17 protein-coding genes are annotated in these 15,923 nt (G+C 60.9%); 12 read left to right on the top strand and 5 right to left on the bottom strand.

Annotation, left to right across the window (positions count from 1 at the left end; translation table 11 throughout):
* Window positions 1-33: 33 nt before the first annotated feature.
* A complete protein-coding gene (locus VWY75_RS09855; RefSeq protein WP_340546439.1) occupies window positions 34-684 on the bottom strand; it encodes a carbonic anhydrase in 651 nt (216 codons plus the stop codon).
* Window positions 685-814: 130 nt separating this feature from the next.
* Between VWY75_RS09855 and VWY75_RS09850 the strand changes: the two genes are divergently transcribed.
* The 3 genes from VWY75_RS09850 (at window position 815) to VWY75_RS09840 (ending at window position 3,789) form a co-directional block, all read left to right on the top strand.
* Entirely contained in the window at window positions 815-1,219 is a 405-nt protein-coding gene (locus VWY75_RS09850) for a hypothetical protein (protein WP_340546438.1), read from the top strand.
* A gap of 294 nt (window positions 1,220-1,513) precedes the next feature.
* Window positions 1,514-2,932, top strand: coding sequence for a leucyl aminopeptidase family protein (locus VWY75_RS09845; RefSeq protein WP_416538284.1), 1,419 nt, complete (start codon window positions 1,514-1,516; stop codon window positions 2,930-2,932).
* Window positions 2,933-2,940: 8 nt separating this feature from the next.
* Complete coding sequence (locus VWY75_RS09840) at window positions 2,941-3,789, top strand: C40 family peptidase (protein WP_416538283.1); 849 nt, start codon at window positions 2,941-2,943, stop codon at window positions 3,787-3,789.
* A gap of 48 nt (window positions 3,790-3,837) precedes the next feature.
* Here VWY75_RS09840 and VWY75_RS09835 read toward each other — a convergent pair whose 3' ends face one another.
* Both VWY75_RS09835 and VWY75_RS09830 read right to left on the bottom strand, forming a co-directional pair.
* Complete coding sequence (locus VWY75_RS09835) at window positions 3,838-4,182, bottom strand: DUF2794 domain-containing protein (protein ID WP_340546435.1); 345 nt, start codon at window positions 4,180-4,182, stop codon at window positions 3,838-3,840.
* 69 nt (window positions 4,183-4,251) lie between these two features.
* Window positions 4,252-4,953 (bottom strand): ArsR/SmtB family transcription factor, encoded by a 702-nt coding sequence (locus VWY75_RS09830; protein ID WP_340546434.1) that lies wholly within the window; start codon window positions 4,951-4,953, stop codon window positions 4,252-4,254.
* Between the two features lie 163 nt (window positions 4,954-5,116).
* Here VWY75_RS09830 and VWY75_RS09825 point away from each other — a divergent pair, with 163 nt between their 5' ends.
* Window positions 5,117-5,665, top strand: coding sequence for a cytochrome c (locus VWY75_RS09825; protein ID WP_340546433.1), 549 nt, complete (start codon window positions 5,117-5,119; stop codon window positions 5,663-5,665).
* A 31-nt stretch (window positions 5,666-5,696) separates the two neighbouring features.
* On the opposite strand, the gene VWY75_RS09820 is transcribed toward VWY75_RS09825, so the two are convergent.
* The gene (locus tag VWY75_RS09820) at window positions 5,697-6,341 is read right to left on the bottom strand and encodes a TetR/AcrR family transcriptional regulator (protein WP_416538282.1); all 645 of its coding nucleotides are present in this window, start codon (window positions 6,339-6,341) and stop codon (window positions 5,697-5,699) included.
* A gap of 422 nt (window positions 6,342-6,763) precedes the next feature.
* Between VWY75_RS09820 and VWY75_RS09815 the strand changes: the two genes are divergently transcribed.
* The 7 genes from VWY75_RS09815 (at window position 6,764) to VWY75_RS09785 (ending at window position 13,258) form a co-directional block, all read left to right on the top strand.
* Window positions 6,764-7,702, top strand: coding sequence for an AEC family transporter (locus VWY75_RS09815; protein ID WP_416538281.1), 939 nt, complete (start codon window positions 6,764-6,766; stop codon window positions 7,700-7,702).
* A gap of 175 nt (window positions 7,703-7,877) precedes the next feature.
* Window positions 7,878-8,711, top strand: a complete 834-nt coding sequence (gene fghA / locus VWY75_RS09810) for an S-formylglutathione hydrolase (RefSeq protein WP_340546430.1) — start codon at window positions 7,878-7,880, stop codon at window positions 8,709-8,711.
* Between the two features lie 3 nt (window positions 8,712-8,714).
* Window positions 8,715-10,208: a Si-specific NAD(P)(+) transhydrogenase gene (gene sthA / locus VWY75_RS09805; RefSeq protein ID WP_416534551.1), complete on the top strand. Its 1,494-nt coding sequence runs from the start codon at window positions 8,715-8,717 to the stop codon at window positions 10,206-10,208.
* The gene (locus VWY75_RS09800; protein ID WP_416538280.1) at window positions 10,205-10,660 is read left to right on the top strand and encodes a YaiI/YqxD family protein; all 456 of its coding nucleotides are present in this window, start codon (window positions 10,205-10,207) and stop codon (window positions 10,658-10,660) included. Before sthA ends, VWY75_RS09800 begins: the two co-directional genes overlap by 4 nt.
* An 82-nt stretch (window positions 10,661-10,742) precedes the next feature.
* On the top strand, window positions 10,743-11,708 hold the full coding sequence (locus VWY75_RS09795; RefSeq protein ID WP_340546427.1) for a DMT family transporter: 966 nt from the start codon (window positions 10,743-10,745) through the stop codon (window positions 11,706-11,708).
* A 12-nt stretch (window positions 11,709-11,720) separates the two neighbouring features.
* Window positions 11,721-12,341, top strand: a complete 621-nt coding sequence (locus VWY75_RS09790; protein WP_416534553.1) for an HAD-IA family hydrolase — start codon at window positions 11,721-11,723, stop codon at window positions 12,339-12,341.
* Window positions 12,338-13,258: an ornithine cyclodeaminase family protein gene (locus tag VWY75_RS09785; RefSeq protein ID WP_416534554.1), complete on the top strand. Its 921-nt coding sequence runs from the start codon at window positions 12,338-12,340 to the stop codon at window positions 13,256-13,258. Before VWY75_RS09790 ends, VWY75_RS09785 begins: the two co-directional genes overlap by 4 nt.
* A gap of 17 nt (window positions 13,259-13,275) precedes the next feature.
* Here VWY75_RS09785 and VWY75_RS09780 read toward each other — a convergent pair whose 3' ends face one another.
* Window positions 13,276-14,517, bottom strand: a complete 1,242-nt coding sequence (locus VWY75_RS09780) for an MFS transporter (protein WP_416538279.1) — start codon at window positions 14,515-14,517, stop codon at window positions 13,276-13,278.
* A 224-nt stretch (window positions 14,518-14,741) separates the two neighbouring features.
* On the opposite strand from VWY75_RS09780, the gene zapE reads away from it, so the two are divergent.
* Window positions 14,742-15,812, top strand: a complete 1,071-nt coding sequence (gene zapE, locus VWY75_RS09775) for a cell division protein ZapE (protein WP_416538278.1) — start codon at window positions 14,742-14,744, stop codon at window positions 15,810-15,812.
* Window positions 15,813-15,923 lie beyond the last annotated feature (111 nt).

The following is a 15,923-nucleotide window of genomic DNA, read 5'->3' as shown; positions in this document are numbered from 1 at the left end:
TGGGACCGTTTTGCGTTGGCGAGATGCCCCCGATCAGACCGGCTGGAACTTGCCGCTGCGCGGCTCATAACACTCCAGACCACCCTCGCCGATATCGGTCCAAAGGCCATGCAGGCTCAATGTTCCATCCCGCACGGCGCTATCAATGAAGGGGAAGGTCATCAGGTTTTCGAGCGATGCAACCACCGCCTGCCGTTCAAACTGACGCGCCTGCGCGTCGGTATCCTCGATATCTTCGACCAGCGGAAACTTCGGCTTCAGGATATCCATCCAACGCCCGACAAAGCTCTCCTTGGCATCCAGCGCTGGTGCATGGCCTTTGCACATGTCGATACATCCCTGCACACCACCGCATTGTGAATGCCCCAACACAATCAGATGTGCCACCTTCAGAACGGTGACTGCGTATTCAACGGTCGCGCTGGTGCCATGGTGATCGCCGTCAGGCTGATAAGGCGGCACCAGATTCGCAATATTGCGGTGAATGAAGAACTCGCCCTGATCGGCACCGAAAATCGAGGTGACATGAACCCGACTGTCGCAGCAGGAAATAACCATCGCGCGCGGGCGCTGCCCTTCGCTGGCGAGCCGCCGGTACCAGCCTTGATTTTCGCTATAGGTCGTGGCTTTCCACCCATGATAGCGCGTCACCAGATAGCTCGGCAGGGGTTTGGCAAATTGCATGTGTCGTTCCTCGATTGACCTCTGGCAGGTCTGTTACCAAGGATTGTTAGCAAATTCGAGAGATTTGGTCATCCGGCTGGAAACCTTTTGACAACTTCTAAGGCGCAAGTTTGGCCCGTGCCGTGGGGGCATGAATAAATTGGGGTTTAATGTGGTGGCTCAAATACTCACTGTAGTACACAAAGAAAATGTGCGCCTAGACTCCGACAAACTGTCGGATCTCTATACGCAACTCGGCGAAGCCGGGGCAGAAGATGTGGTTTGTCGCGCGATCGAGGAACTCGCCGTGCGGCTGTCTCATTGCGAACGTCTCTGGCGCCAGAACGATTTGCCAAACCTACGCAAAAGTGCGCGTTCCCTGATCGCTATCGCCGATCAGATTGGCATGACAGCAATGGCACGGGTTGCCCGTGACGTGACCGGCGCGATCGACATAAACGATTTTGCAGCAGTTTCGGCGACCCTGTTCCGGCTGATGCGGATCGGCGAGCGATCCCTGACCGCTGTATGGGAGCAACAGGACCTTTCGGTCTGACAAGTGATCCTGGGGGGACACTTGCTCGGATATATCTGACAGCGGATCTGCCGCCGATGGAGCCGGTCTCCAACTGTCAGACCAAGGCTTGATGCCAACCAAATGGCAATTTCGTAGCGACGCAGGTTATGCGTCCGGGCTCTTAGCGGGGCCCTTATTGGCGTTGCGCCTGCGGCCGTGACGGATGCAACCTGTTGAAACCACGGGTTGACCGACAATCAGCAGGGCTTGCAGACGGCGCTGTGACAGATACTCTGACCATGAAATCGCCCCCCGGTTCCGGAGTATCCTGTCATGCCCTCTGCCAAGCCATCCGCCATCAGCCGCCTCTCGCGTCCGGCCTTCGCCGACCCGGCGACGGCCAGCCTCGATCTGCATGTGCTGGATCAGGACAAGTGCGAAGACTGGCTTGCCAATGCGCCGAGCGAGACCAGTAACTGGGCCCGCACCAATGGGTTTCGCGGCGCCATCGGGCAGGTGCTCGTCATTCCGGATCGCGACGGTGCGCCCAGACAGGTGTTGGTGGGATACGGCACCGCCAAGGACCGCGCGAGGGGCAGGTTCATTCTGGCCGGCGCCCTCTCTGCGCTGCCCGGAGCAACCTATCGCCTGGTCGAAGGGATCGCCGAGGAGGATCGCCCGGCTGAGTGCCTAGGTTGGCTGCTCGCCCAATATAGGTTTGATCGGTATAAATCCGGGCGCGTCTCCGAAACCCATCTGATCGCACCCGAGGGAGTCGATACAGCCCGGATCGAGGCCTGCGCGGCCGGGGAATATCTGACTCGCGACTTGATCAATACGCCCGCCTCTGACATGGGGCCGCAGGATTTGCAGGAGGCAACACAGGCGCTGGCGGATCGATATGGCGCCGCCCTTGACGTTGTCGCCGATGAAGATCTTCTGACGCAGAACTTTCCCATGATCCACACCGTTGGCCGCGCTTCGGATCGTCGTCCCCGCCTGCTGGATATGCGCTGGGGCAATACTGGCCCGAAGCTCACCCTTGTAGGCAAGGGCGTCTGTTTTGACACCGGCGGCCTCAATCTCAAACCCGGCAGCAGCATGGCCCTGATGAAAAAGGATATGGGAGGTGCCGCCAATGTCCTGGGGCTCGCAGAGATGATCATGGCGCTGCAATTGTCTTTGCAGCTCCGCGTCCTGATCCCAGCGGTTGAGAACAGCGTTTCGGCGAATGCCTTTCGCCCCGGTGATGTACTCACCGCGCGCAACGGTCTGACCGTCGAAATCAACAACACCGATGCCGAAGGTCGGCTGGTCCTGGCCGATGCCCTGTCCTACGCGGCGGAAGACGCCCCGGATCTGCTTATCTCCATGGCCACGCTGACGGGCGCGGCGCGTGTGGCGGTCGGTCCGGATCTGGCGCCGTTTTACACCGATAGCGATAGCGATGCCGATGCGCTCAGCGCGGCTGCCGCTGCCTCAGCCGATCCGGTCTGGAGGATGCCTTTTCACGCGCCCTATGAGGCCATGATTGAACCGCTGATCGCTGATCTGGACAACGCGCCAAGCGGCGGCTTTGCCGGATCCATCACCGCAGCTCTGTTCCTGCGCCGCTTTGCCGACGGCAGCCGGTATATCCATTTCGACATCTATGGCTGGACGCCGACCGCCGCCCCGGCCCGGCCAAAGGGCGGCGCATTGCAGGGCGCTCGGGCCCTGCTCGATGCGTTGCCAACCATGCTGAACCTCTGAGGCACCGGATGACCGATCCCCGCCGCACCCCGGCCAATGACCGCGTGATCGCTGCACATCTTGCGCAGCACTCGCCCGACCGCACGGCAGTGACAGGACAACCCGCCTGTATTCGTTTGCCCGTGGTAAACCTGTTACGGCGCCCGGACGGGCCGCGTGACCGTCAACTGTTGCTTGGCGCCGAGATCACGATCTACGAAGAGCGCGATGGATGGGCGTTCGTGCAGGCTGTGGCTGATGACTATGTCGGATATGTTCCGGCCACAGCCCTCGCAACCGATGCCGCCCCCGCAACCCATCGGGTCTGCACACCGGCAACACATGCCTATAGCGCCGCAGATATGAAATCCGCCGACCTCCGCAGTCTCAGCCACGGCAGCAGGGTGAGCGTCCTAGCTTTCACAGATCGGTTTGCGGAAACCAATCTGGGGTTCATCCCCGCGTCTCATCTGCGGCCGGTTTCAGTGCCCGATACCGATCCGGTCGCGGTTGCACAGCTCTTTCTCGGTACGCCTTATCTGTGGGGCGGAAACAGCCGCTGGGGGATCGACTGCTCGGGTCTGGTCCAGGCGGCGATGCTGGCCTGCGGGGTCACCTGCCCCGGTGACAGCGACCAGCAGGAAAATGAAATGGGCCAGGACATATCGCTCGGCAACACAGCGGTTCCCAGTGATCTCAGACGCGGCGATCTCCTGTTCTGGAAGGGCCATGTCGCCCTGATGCAGGACCACGAAACCATGATCCATGCAAACGCCCATCATATGGCGGTTGCACTGGAGCCGGTGGCGGATGCGGTGGAGCGGATCATGGTGCAAGGCGATGGACCGATCACTCGTCACCGGCGCCCAGACCTCTGAAGCCGCTTCTTCGCGGCCCGGATCATCAGGCAGCGCCGCAACCGGCGGTCAGGTCACGGATCGGATGAGCTTGCGTTCGAGCACACGCAACACGGATTTGAGATCATGGCCGCGCTTCAGAATCTGCCCATCCATACCGACAACCGCATATTGCCCCTGCCTATTACGCAGCTTGGGACGTTTCTCGATACGGTAAAGAGGGTGCTCAGCGGTGCGCCGGAACACCGAGAAAACGGCCAGATCCCGAAGGGTCGAAATGCCGTAGTCCCGCCATTCCCCGGCTGCAACCATACGGCCATACAACGATAGGATCACCGAGAGTTCGGTCCGGTGAAAGGCAACCTGCTGCGGGCCGGAAAACGATGAGAAGGGCTGCACTTGGTCAAAGCTCATAATGACAGCGTTGCGCCAAACAGACAGTAAATCAAGCATTATTGCCACCTTGCGGCGCAGCTGGCGTCCTCAGGAAGGCGAAAGCTCGGGCAGAACAGAGCGTGTGTCCAGACCGATGGTCTGCTCAAAAGCCGCACGTCCAGGGGCGGTCAGCAGCAGCCCCCGTTTGACCGGCTGACGCTTGACCCAGCCCGAAGTCAGCGCGTGAGACAACAGCTGACGCCCCAATTCGCCCGAGATATGAAGGCGCCGCTCCGTCCAGTCCATGCAGGGCTTCGCAAAGGCTTGCCGTGAAGGCCGTGTCGGCAGGGTCACTCCCAGCCGATCCCATTCTGCTGCCGGAATCACTTCGAACCCGCCGTTGCGCTCAACCAGAATTCCAAGATCGAGAAACCGCCGGGTCATCGCCACCGCCAATGGACCGGCAAAGTGGTCGTAGCAACTGCGCAATGGTGCCAGGACACCCGCCTTTCGCTGCTGCGCACGATGCAGATGATCCGACGGCGCAATCGCAGCCAGTTGCTCAAGGGTCTGTGCCACCTCGGCGCTGGCCAACCTGTGAAAAACGCAGCGCCCTCGCTTTTCAGCAACGACCAGGCCTGCGGATTGCAGCAGCTGCAGATGCGCTGTTGCTGTCGGCGCGGTGACACCTGCCGCCGCCGCCAGCTCCTTATTGGTGTAGGACCGACCGTCCAGCAGCTCGCATAACATACGGGTGCGGCTGGCATCGGAAAGCGCCTGGCCCAGAATATCAAATCGAGGAGTGCTCATGGTCAGACGATAACCCGCCGCCCGCGATTGCGACTAGTACAAACGCTTCGACCATCGCCGAAGGGTTCTAGCCAGCCTGTCTGTCCCATCATTAACCGGGATCTAACCTCAACCGCATAGTTTTTTTGCATCGCGCCTGATCAGGATCTGGAGCCAAGAGACCATGCAGCATGACCCCAAACAACGACGCCATCGACCTGACCGGGTTCAGACCCGAGCCGACGAGCACTGGCGTGGTCTGGGGGGCCTCTGCCTTCTCATGGGCAGCGCGCTGCTGATCGCCTCACTTCTGCTGCTGGCCGGCAAGGTCGATGCCGATCCTCAACCGACCAACAAACACGTTGCCCAACGTATCGCTCTGATGGGTGGCCAAAAAACGGCCGTTCAGGATCTTGCGGCGATGACCCGCGACTATATCGCATTCGATCGCGGTGCCGCGCGCGCGGCCCGACGCGCTCTGATCCGGTCGACGCGCCGCATTCCGCGCGAATTCCGCCAGGATGTCACCGATCTGTCATCCCATGCACGCGGCGGGATCTGGGCAAACTGGGCTGATTTCAAACGCCATGCGGAGTCTGCCGAACGCGCGGCACGCGCACTGAATACCCGCTCGGCGGCCGGGTTGAAACGCAGCCTGCCCCGCCTGCTATCCGCCTGTCACAACTGTCACCAGATCTACCGTGAGACACCGCGCGAATTCACCACTCACTGAGCTGCCCTAGCCGGTTCGACCCGATGGCCGATCAGCCAGCACTGTTGCCTGCCGTACCAGCGACCCCGTAGCGGGCAAGAAACGTCTTAATCGCGGCCTCAACCACACGCTCACGCTCGTCATCGTCGATATCGGCGTCGATGTTGAAAAGCAGCCTAAGGAACATATCCGCGCGACACAGTTCCGCAAACTGATCAGCCGCCAGATCCAGATCCTCGATCCGCAACTCGCCCCGTGCGGTCGCTTCTGCCAGATACTCGCGCAGCTGCGCCCGGATGGTTGCCGGTCCGCTTTCGTAGAAGCGGCGTCCCAGATCCGGAAACCTGTCCGCCTCGGCAACGCAGATGCGAAACATCTTAACGCCAAACTCCGACAGGATCACCGACAGAACGTGGTGCCCCGCCTCACGCAGCGCGGTCTCAGGGTCACAGCAACCCGCGCCAATGCTGACCGCTGTGTCAGCCTGACGCGCGCAACCGTGCCGGGCAACTTCCATGAACAACAGCCGCTTGTCCGGAAAGTAGCTATAGAGCGTTGCCTTCGAGACCCCGGCTTGTCGGGCAATATCATCCACGCTGGCGCCCTCAAACCCATGGGCCATAAACACATCCCGCGCACCGAGGAGCACCTGATCATATTTGCGACCCTTGCGGGGAATAGCGGTTGGCTGGTTCATCAATACTCTCGGTCAGGGGGCGACACAGTGATCGGATATCGCGGGTTGCAGGCCCAATCTAGGCATTCTGCGGCAAGGTCAAGCGTGACCTCACAAACGGTTGCGGCGTCGTGATAGTCTATGAGCCAGAGCCCTGCGCGGCGAACAAAAAAACGCTTGCGCCGACGATCTGTCCAACTCATGACATCAGCTTAACGCGTTTGTCGGCATAGGCAAACGCGCGGATGGAAACACACCGGAACCGCTTATGGCGGCGGCTCTGCGGTTGCGCCATGGGGGCCAACGGATAGGTGCCAGCGCGTCAGCGCTGCCCGGCCCAACGGGAAGAGGACCTCACCCGAGATCCGATGACGGGCGGGAGCCCTGCGCGGGGTGAGAAACGCTCTTCCCGAGTTGGTCAAATTAGGTTACCAATTCCCACGATGCTCGACATATTTCTGAGAACACTCCCGTTTTTTGCGATCATCGGTCTTGGATATTGGGCCGGTCGCAGCCGCTTTTTCTCGGAAGAGGCCACCGCCAGCCTCACAAAGTTCGTCTTCTATTTCCCACTTTCGGCAATGATCTTCCGATTTGCCGCCAATCTGTCTTTTTCGGAGATCTTCGATCCCCGGCTGGTGCTCGGGTATCTGTTGGGCACATCGGTGGTTTATGGGGTCACCACGCTGGTGGCTGCGCTGCGTCGCCTCGACATGCAAACCGCCGCAGTAGAGGCGCAATGCGCGGCCATCGGCAACGTTGGCTTTCTCGGCCTGCCAATGATGATCATCTTGTTCGGCCCGGCCTCGGTAGGGCCGATGATGCTGGTTCTCAGCGTCGATCTGGTGGTGTTTTCCTCTCTGATCGTTGTCCTGATCAACCTGGGGCGCGGCAGCGGCCTTAGCGGCGCCACGCTGGGGCTGGTTGGTCGTGGGTTGCTGCGAAACCCGATGATCCTGTCGATCTGCGCAGGTCTGTTCTGGTCGGCGCTGGCGCTGCCGATACCGGCCCCTGCGAATGCGTTTCTTGCCTTGCTGGGCGATGCCGCAACGCCCGGCGCGCTCTTTGCGATCGGCGCGTCTCTGGCCTCCAAATCTGCCGAACGGGTGCAGATTGCCAGCTGGCTCAGCTTCGCCAAGCTGGTATTGCACCCGGCCGCAGTGGCGCTCTGCGTGTTGGTGCTGGTGCCTGTGGATCCCTATGCCGCCGGTGTCGCAATCGCCGCCGCAGCGCTGCCGGTGGCCGGAAACGTCTACATGCTGGCGCAACACTATGGGGTCGCCCCGCACCGGGCCTCAGCCGCCATCCTGCTGTCGACGACACTCTCGATCCTGACACTGCCCTTGGTGATCGCCGGGGTCTCGGTATTGACGCAGCCCTGAGCCGATCCGGCCGCTGACCGGGCGATATTGGCATCAATCGCGGCCATCGGCGTCCGCAGTCTTCAGGTTTTTGCAATGATATGTCGCAAAAACAGGGACCACAGACGCGCAGTCACTGGACCCTATGGCTGACCACAGGTAGCGATAGAGCAACATAGAACAAAGGAGTCGCCCCATGGAAACCGTCTCGGAAAATGCCGCCTTCGGAGGCGTGCAAGGCGTCTATCGCCATGCCAGCAGCAGCACCAATTGCGACATGACCTTTGGGCTGTTCCTGCCGGAGGAAGTCGCCGATGGGCCGGTTCCGCTGCTGTGGTATCTGTCCGGGCTGACCTGCACCCACGAAAACGCCATGACCAAGGCAGGCGCGCAGGCCTGGTGCGCGGAACAGGGGATCGCCATCGTGTTTCCGGACACCTCCCCGCGCGGCGACGGGGTTGCGGATGACGAGGCCTATGACCTGGGACAGGGGGCTGGTTTCTACGTGAACGCCACCCAGGATCCCTGGGCGCCGCATTTCCGGATGTGGGATTACGTCACCGAGGAGCTGCCTGCCCTGCTGGCTGAGCAGTTTGCACTGGATATGGACCGCCAGTCGATCACCGGCCACTCCATGGGCGGACATGGCGCGCTGACGATGGCGATGAACCTGCCGGGCCGGTTCCGGTCGGTGTCGGCCTTCGCGCCGATCTGCAACCCCTCGGCCAGTGACTGGGGCCGCAAGCAGCTGACGGCCTATCTGGGTACTGACGAAGCCGCATGGGCGCGCCACGACGCCACCCTGATGATGCAGGAGAGCGGCTTTGACGGGCCAATCCTGATCGACACCGGCACATCCGATCAATTCCTCGACCTGTTGAAACCGGAGGCTCTGGCCGAGGCTGCGGCGGCCCGCCGCCAGCAGGCCGTCCTGCGGATGCAGCCGGGATATGACCACAGCTATTTCTTCGTCTCTACCTTCATGGAGGACCATGTGTCCTTCCATGCCGAAGCGCTCTACCGGGGCTGATACATGGCAGATTTCAACTACGACCTCATCATTATCGGATCCGGTCCCTCCGGGCGCACCGCAGCGATTCAGGCAGGCAAACTGCACCGCCGCGTATTGGTCATCGACCGCAAGGATCGTCTGGGCGGTGTCTCGGTGCATACCGGCACTGTCCCCTCCAAAACCCTGCGAGAGACCGTGCTGAACCTCTCTGGCTGGCGCGAGCGCAGTTTCTATGGCCGCGCCTATCGGGTGAAGGATCAGATCCAGGCCGAGGATCTCAAGGCCCGCCTGCACATGACCCTCGACCATGAGGTCGACGTGCTGGAACATCAGTTCAACCGAAACCACGTCGAGGTCCTGGCCGGCCTTGCGCGTTTTGTCGGCCCGAACGAGGTCGAAGTCGCTACCGAGGCAGGCGATACCACCCGTGTCACCGGCGAGAAATTCCTGATTGCCACCGGCACGCGCACCTATCGCCCGGAGTATGTGCCATTCAACGGCAAAACCGTCGTCGACGGCGATGAGTTCCTCGAAATGGAGGAAATCCCGCGTTCGCTTGTCGTGGTCGGAGCCGGGGTGATCGGCGTCGAATATGCCACCATGTTCTCTGCCCTTGATGTCCGTGTGACCCTGATCGAGCCGCGCGACACCTTCCTCGACTTCATCGACAGCACATTGATTCAGGATTTCACTCACCAGATCCGCGAGAACGGCGTCGATTTGCGTCTCGGCTCTGCCATCACCAAGATCGAGGACGAAGGCAGCCATATCGAGGTGAGCCTGGAGAACGGACGTCATGTACGCGGCGACATGCTGCTGTTCGCCGCTGGTCGCATGGGCAATACCGAGGCGCTGAACCTTGAGGCTGTTGGTCTGGAAACGGATCACCGCGGCCGTCTCAGTGTTGATCGCAAATCCTATCAGACCGCCGTGCCGCATATCTATGCCACCGGCGATGTGATCGGCCACCCCTCCCTGGCGTCGACCTCATTGCAGCAGGGGCGGGTTGCAGCCTGTCACGCGCTGGAAACACCGACCCTGCCCGAAAGCCCGTGGTTCCCCTATGGCATCTACTCGGTGCCTGAGATGTCAACCTGCGGCATGTCGGAGGAAGAACTCCAGGAACGTGGCATCCACTACGAAATCGGCATCGCGCGCTTCCGCGAAACCTCTCGCGGTCATATCATGGGGCTGGAACACGGCATGCTGAAGATGCTGTTCTCTCTCAAGACGCGCCGAGTGCTCGGGGTTCAGATTGTCGGCGAAGGCGCAACCGAACTGATCCATATCGCCCAGGCGGTGCTCAACCTCAAAGGCACGGTGGATTACTTCGTCCAGAACACCTTCAACTATCCGACCCTGGCCGAGGCCTATAAGATTGCGGGCCTTGACGCGTTCAACCGAATGCCGATCCCGGAGGAGTTCAAGGTGAAGAAGACCGGCCCCGAGACCTCCAAGACCGCCGCCAAGGCGAAACCCGCCGCCAAGGTAAAACCCACCAAGGCCGCTGAGTGATGGCGCTCTATATCGACGCCGATGCCTGCCCCGTCAAAGCCGAGGCAGAGCGCGTGGCAACCCGCCACAAGGTCACGATGTATGTTGTCTCAAACGGTGGGCTGCGCCCCTCGCAGAACCCGCTGGTAGAGACCGTGATCGTATCTGAAGGCGCCGATGTAGCCGACATGTGGATCGCCGAGCGTTGCGGAAACGGCGATGTCGTGGTCACCGGAGATATTCCGCTGGCCGCAAAATGTATCGAGGCTGGCGCCCGGGTGTTGCGGCACAATGGGGACCGCTTCACAGAGGCCAATATCGGCCAGCAACTGGCGATGCGCGATCTGATGGCAGATCTGCGCGCCGCCAATCCGCTTGGTGCCGGGGGCAGCGGCAAAGGCTTTACCAAAGCCGACCGATCCCGCTTTCTCGACGCGCTCGAGCGTGAGATCCGCGCCGCAAGCGCCACCTGAACCGGTCCGGTCGCCCCCTGCTCTTGCCCTTTGCCCATCGTTGCGTCACTGATTGCACCAATCACCGAGGCGGAGAGCAGATGTGACGCAGCAACAGGCAGGCCTCCCCATTCTTGGCGTCCTTGCGGCAGTCGGGGCCGCCATCTGTTTCTCCATCATAGACGTCATCTTCAAATTCCTGTCCGGCGATTACCCGCTATATCAGGTGGTGATGTTCCGCTCCGTCGTGGCCATGTTCGTCTTGCTGGCGCTGATCATCCCTCTGGAAGGCGGCTATGGCATTCTGCGCACGCGGCAACCCCGTCTGCATCTGCTGCGCAGCCTCGCGGTGCTATTTGCCAATCTCTGTTTCTTTACCGGTCTCGCGATCATGCCAATCGCCGAAGCGGTAGCGATTGCCTTTGCCACGCCGCTGGTTGTCACCAGCCTGTCAGTCCTGTTTCTGAAAGAGCGGGTTGGCCCTTGGCGCTGGATGGCGGTTGCCATCGGTTTTGTCGGTATTCTGATGATCATGCGCCCGGGTCCCGGCACCTTTCAGCCTGCTGCAATCCTGCCGTTTCTCGGTGCCTGCGGCTATGCCACGCTGCATGTCCTGACCCGCCGGGCTGGCGGTTCGGACAAGGCGGCGACACTGTCCTTCTACCCGACGCTCGGGTTTCTGCTGGTCAGCTCCCTTGTCGGGCTGCTGGCCGGTGACGGGCGCTTCGCCACCTCCGACAGCGCTGGTCTGCAGTTCATCCTGCGCGCCTGGATCTGGCCTGCCTCTCAGGATTGGCTCCTGTTTCTGACCGTGGGGCTAGCCGGCTCCGTCGGCGGTTATCTGGTCAGCCAGGCCTATCGCCAGTGCGAGGCTGGTCTGGTTGCTCCGTTTGAATATATCGCCATGCCGATGGCCGTGGTCTGGGGCGTATTGGTCTTTGACGAATGGCCAGACGGCCCGGTCTGGATCGGATCGACCTTGATCATTGGCGCCGGGCTTGTTTCAGTCTGGCGCGAAACCCGCCGCAGTCGCCCGGCCCCTCGCCCACGACCGCGTTCGACCGGATAGGAGAGCCTGAAGATGACCATCCAAGCCGTCGTTTTTGACATCGGCCGCGTGCTGATCGAATGGGAGCCTGAACGCTTCTACGATGCCAAGATCGGCAAGGAGCGACGCGAAGCGCTGTTTCGCGAGGTCGACCTGCATGAAATGAACCTGGGCATAGACCGGGGCGACGATTTCAAGGGCGCCGTCTATGCGCTGGCCGATCAGCATCCCGAATGGGCCGAGGAGATTCGCCATTGGCACGACAGCTGGCTCCAGATGGCCAGCCCTGCGATTCCTCACTCCGTTCGCCTGATGCGCGCTCTGCGCCGACGCGCTGTGCCGGTCTTTGCGCTCACGAATTTTGGGATTGGCACCTTTGAACTGGCCAGAACCACTTACCCGTTCTTCGACGAGTTCGACAAAGCATTTGTCTCCGGCCATCTACGCACGATCAAACCTGAGGCAGAGATCTACGCCCAGCTTGAACAGGATACCGGCGTACCGTCTGAGCGTCTCCTGTTCACCGACGACCGCCCCGAAAACATCGAGGCTGCCGCCGAACGCGGCTGGCAGACGCATCTCTTTACCCATCCCCAGACCTGGGCTGATCGCCTGGTAACAGAGGGACTGCTGTCGCCGGAGGAGGCCCAATGAGCGCGATCCTGCAAATCCCATTCGACCAGGGCGAAGCCAATCTGGACTGGCGATCGTTCTGTGATGCCCTCGCCGCAGGACACCGGCTGCCAAAGGCTGAGGTCACCGATAGTTTCCTCTACCGGGGCAAGGACACGCTGCTGAACCGCGCTGCGTGGATTGATGGGCTTGGTCTTGCGGTGAAAAGCGCGACGATCTTTCCCGGCAACCCGGATCGCGGCCAGCCGATGGTCAATGGTGCGGTGTGCCTCTACGACGATCAACACGGGATGCTGGAGGCGCTGATCGACTTCCATCTGGTGACCAAATGGAAAACGGCTGGTGACAGCCTGCTGGGGGCGCTCCGCTTGGCCAATCCAGACAGCCGGGAGATCCTGATTGTTGGGGCCGGCACCGTCGGGGCCTCGCTGATAGAGGCCTTTGGCACCGCCTACCCCAAAGCTCAGATCCGCATCTGGAATCGTACGCTGGCAAAGGCAGAGGCGCTGGCACACCGCTACCCCCATACGAAAACAGCACCCGATCTGGAAACTGCTGTGCGGGCGGCGGATATCATCGTGACCTGCACCATGTCGTCGACGCCTATCATCCATGGGGACTGGTTGCACCCCGGCCAGCATCTCAATCTGATCGGCGCCTACCGCCCAGATATGCGCGAGGCGGATGATACCGCTCTGCAACGCGCCGAGATCTATTGTGACAGCTTTGACACCACCATCGATCACATTGGGGAGTTCAAGATTCCGCTGGCCGACGGCGTGATCCGCCGCAACGAAATCCTGGCGGACTTCTACGATCTGGAGCGCTTTCCCGAATTCGACCCTACCAAGATCACCCTGTTCAAAAACGGGGGCGGCGCACATATGGATCTGATCACCAGCCGCCACATTCTGGACCGCTGGCAAGGAGGGAGCTAACCCCCAGGTCGCAGCCCTCAGGCAGCGGCCATCCGGGCCCGCGGGTGTTCGCGAATGGGCAGGTGCACAATGGCGCTGAACGCGCCGATCCCGACACCGATCCACCAGACCAGCGTGTAATCTCCGTAGATGTCATACATCCGCCCCCCCAGCCACACGCCCAGAAAACTACCCAGTTGGTGACTGAAGAACACGATCCCATAAAGCGTGCCCATGTAACGCAGCCCGTAGAGATGCGCGACAAGACCGGACGTCAGCGGCACCGTCGCCAGCCACAGCGACCCCATCACGATGGAAAAAATGATGACCGAAACCGGCGTGATCGGCACCAGGATAAAGGCCGCCGCCGCAATCGTGCGGCCGGTATAGATCGCCGCCAGCAGGTATTTCTTGGAATACCGGTTGCCAAGCCAACCGGCGAGCAGGGTTCCCCCGACATTGGCCGCGCCGATCAGCGATATCGCAACCGCCCCCAATGTCGAGGTTGAGGTGATCCCCATCGAATAAAGTGCACCTCCCGGCAGGATCGGGCCGCACATCTCTGTCACAAACGCAGGGAAATGCGCCGTGACAAAGGCCAGCTGATAGCCGCAGCTGAAAAAGCCGAGGAAAATCAGCGTATAGGACGGATCCTTGAACGCCTTTACCAGGATTGCCCCCATGCTCTCTTCCAGCTCCGCCTTGGAGGCCGCTTCCGGTGCGCGCATCAGGGGCAGGGTGGCGATCAGCGCCAGAACAACGCCCGCAAACACCAGAAAAACGCTCTGCCAGCTCAAAAACGTCAGCATCCATTCGGCAGTCGGCGCGCCGAAAATCTGCCCGGCAGAGCCAGCGGCAGTGACAATTGCGAGAGACATTGACCGGTTCTCATCCGAACTGGCCCGGCCAACCACGGCCAGCACGACACCAAACCCGGTTCCGGCTATGCCGAAACCCACCAGCCATTCATAAGCCTGCATCTCAAACGGCGTGGTTGCGAAGGCGCTGAGCACCAGACCGGCTGCATAGACCAGCGCGCCGATGATGATCGCCTTGCGGTCGCCGATCTTCTCTGCGATGGCGCCGAAAATCGGCTGCCCGATGCCCCAGGCCAGATTCTGGATGGCAATCGCCAGCGAAAATTCGGACCGCAACCAGCCAAACTCCTCGGCAATCGGGATCTGAAAGACGCCAAAAGACGCACGCACCGCAAAGCTTGCCATAATGATGATGCAGCCGACAACCAGGACGGGGGTAAACAGCGGTGCGGGGCGGGTCATGATCACTCTCCTTGCCGGAGGGGCTCCGGTCAGCCGACGGTACGGAAAAAACAGGGTCGGTCAAATCAGGATTTTTGCGCCTATAGGTAAGAATATTTGATGTATTACAGCCTGCCCTTTTCCATAGAGACTTCGCGACCGCCCGCATCTGTCCTTGCAGCTGCAAAACCGCGATAGGCTGAGATATCTTTCCATCCGAAGGCCCTCAGGCTATCCCTTCCGACATGACCCATCTGACCGCGCTTTATCAGCAGAAAATCGACGCAGGCATGTTGAAGCCCGACCCTGCGCAGGAGGCCGTGCTTCCCCATTTCGACCGCATCGCCGCGGGCCTGAAAGCCCCGCCGGTGAAACGCGGCCTCTTTCGCAAGGCCAGCTATCAGGCGGTGAAGGGCCTTTATCTCTGGGGTGGGGTCGGACGGGGCAAGTCGATGCTCATGGATCTGTTTGTCGACAGCCTTGATGACGTTCCATCGCGGCGCGTACACTTTCACGCCTTCATGCAGGAAATCCACGGCAAAATGCACGAAGCGCGCCAGCAGGGGGTCGAAGACGCGCTGGCACCCGTTGCGGCAGAGGTGGCGGGGTCAGTCCGGCTGCTGGCCTTCGACGAGATGCAGATCACCGATATCACCGATGCAATGATTGTCGGCCGCCTGTTCGAGGCGCTGTTCGCCGCCGGTGTTACGGTGATCACAACGTCAAACCGGGTGCCGGATGATCTCTATAAGAACGGGTTGAACCGGCAGCTGTTCCTGCCCTTCATCGACCTGATCAAGCAGCAGATGCAGGTCCATGAAATGGTCAGCCCGGTCGATTATCGTCAGGATCGTCTGACTGGAGCGCAGGTCTATTTCTCGCCAGTGAATGCCGAGGCAAACGCCAAGATTCGCGAAATCTGGGAGGATCTCTCCGGCGGCCCGGCCCTTCCCCTGACGCTGGAGGTCAAAGGGCGAGACGTAACGCTGCCCGCCTTCCGCAACGGTGTCGCTCGGGCCGGATTTTATGATCTCTGCGGCAAAATGCTGGGTCCCGGCGACTACCTGGCCATCGCCGAGGTGGTCAAGGTTCTGGTGCTTGAGGATATTCCCCGTCTCAGCCGCAACAACTTCAATGAAGCCAAGCGTTTTGTGACACTGATTGATGCGCTTTACGAGGCGGGGGTCCGCCTCATCTGCTCAGCCGCTGCGGAGCCGGAAATGCTCTATGTCGAGGGAGAAGGCACATTTGAATTCGAGCGCACAGCCTCCCGGCTGCGTGAGATGCAGGACCGGGACTGGGGACGCGAGGGCTGAGAGCAACAAGGGGGCGCTGCCCCCTCGAAAGCACGGCTTTCTCACCCCCGGAGTATTTTTGGAAAGATGACGGGCAGCACTGGCACCGATCACCGGCGTCGTCAGTCGTCA

Origin of the sequence: Phaeobacter sp. JH20_08 (genome assembly GCF_048056635.1) — a bacterium.
Classification (GTDB): domain Bacteria; phylum Pseudomonadota; class Alphaproteobacteria; order Rhodobacterales; family Rhodobacteraceae; genus Phaeobacter; species Phaeobacter bryozoorum.
The sequence above is the reverse complement of the archived record's forward strand: the minus strand, read 5'-3'. Positions and strand labels throughout refer to the sequence as shown.

What these genes read in the sequence shown, in the direction of transcription:
- VWY75_RS09780 (WP_416538279.1), bottom strand. Translation starts at nt 14,517, where the DNA reads ATGACCCGCCCCGCACCGCTGTTTACCCCCGTCCTGGTTGTCGGCTGC.
- VWY75_RS09830 (WP_340546434.1), bottom strand. Translation starts at nt 4,953, where the DNA reads ATGAGCACTCCTCGATTTGATATTCTGGGCCAGGCGCTTTCCGATGCC.
- VWY75_RS09825 (WP_340546433.1), top strand. Translation starts at nt 5,117, where the DNA reads ATGCAGCATGACCCCAAACAACGACGCCATCGACCTGACCGGGTTCAG.
- VWY75_RS09855 (WP_340546439.1), bottom strand. Translation starts at nt 684, where the DNA reads ATGCAATTTGCCAAACCCCTGCCGAGCTATCTGGTGACGCGCTATCAT.
- VWY75_RS09820 (WP_416538282.1), bottom strand. Translation starts at nt 6,341, where the DNA reads ATGAACCAGCCAACCGCTATTCCCCGCAAGGGTCGCAAATATGATCAG.
- VWY75_RS09850 (WP_340546438.1), top strand. Translation starts at nt 815, where the DNA reads ATGAATAAATTGGGGTTTAATGTGGTGGCTCAAATACTCACTGTAGTA.
- fghA (WP_340546430.1), top strand. Translation starts at nt 7,878, where the DNA reads ATGGAAACCGTCTCGGAAAATGCCGCCTTCGGAGGCGTGCAAGGCGTC.
- VWY75_RS09785 (WP_416534554.1), top strand. Translation starts at nt 12,338, where the DNA reads ATGAGCGCGATCCTGCAAATCCCATTCGACCAGGGCGAAGCCAATCTG.
- VWY75_RS09790 (WP_416534553.1), top strand. Translation starts at nt 11,721, where the DNA reads ATGACCATCCAAGCCGTCGTTTTTGACATCGGCCGCGTGCTGATCGAA.
- zapE (WP_416538278.1), top strand. Translation starts at nt 14,742, where the DNA reads ATGACCCATCTGACCGCGCTTTATCAGCAGAAAATCGACGCAGGCATG.
- VWY75_RS09835 (WP_340546435.1), bottom strand. Translation starts at nt 4,182, where the DNA reads ATGAGCTTTGACCAAGTGCAGCCCTTCTCATCGTTTTCCGGCCCGCAG.
- VWY75_RS09840 (WP_416538283.1), top strand. Translation starts at nt 2,941, where the DNA reads ATGACCGATCCCCGCCGCACCCCGGCCAATGACCGCGTGATCGCTGCA.
- VWY75_RS09845 (WP_416538284.1), top strand. Translation starts at nt 1,514, where the DNA reads ATGCCCTCTGCCAAGCCATCCGCCATCAGCCGCCTCTCGCGTCCGGCC.
- sthA (WP_416534551.1), top strand. Translation starts at nt 8,715, where the DNA reads ATGGCAGATTTCAACTACGACCTCATCATTATCGGATCCGGTCCCTCC.
- VWY75_RS09815 (WP_416538281.1), top strand. Translation starts at nt 6,764, where the DNA reads ATGCTCGACATATTTCTGAGAACACTCCCGTTTTTTGCGATCATCGGT.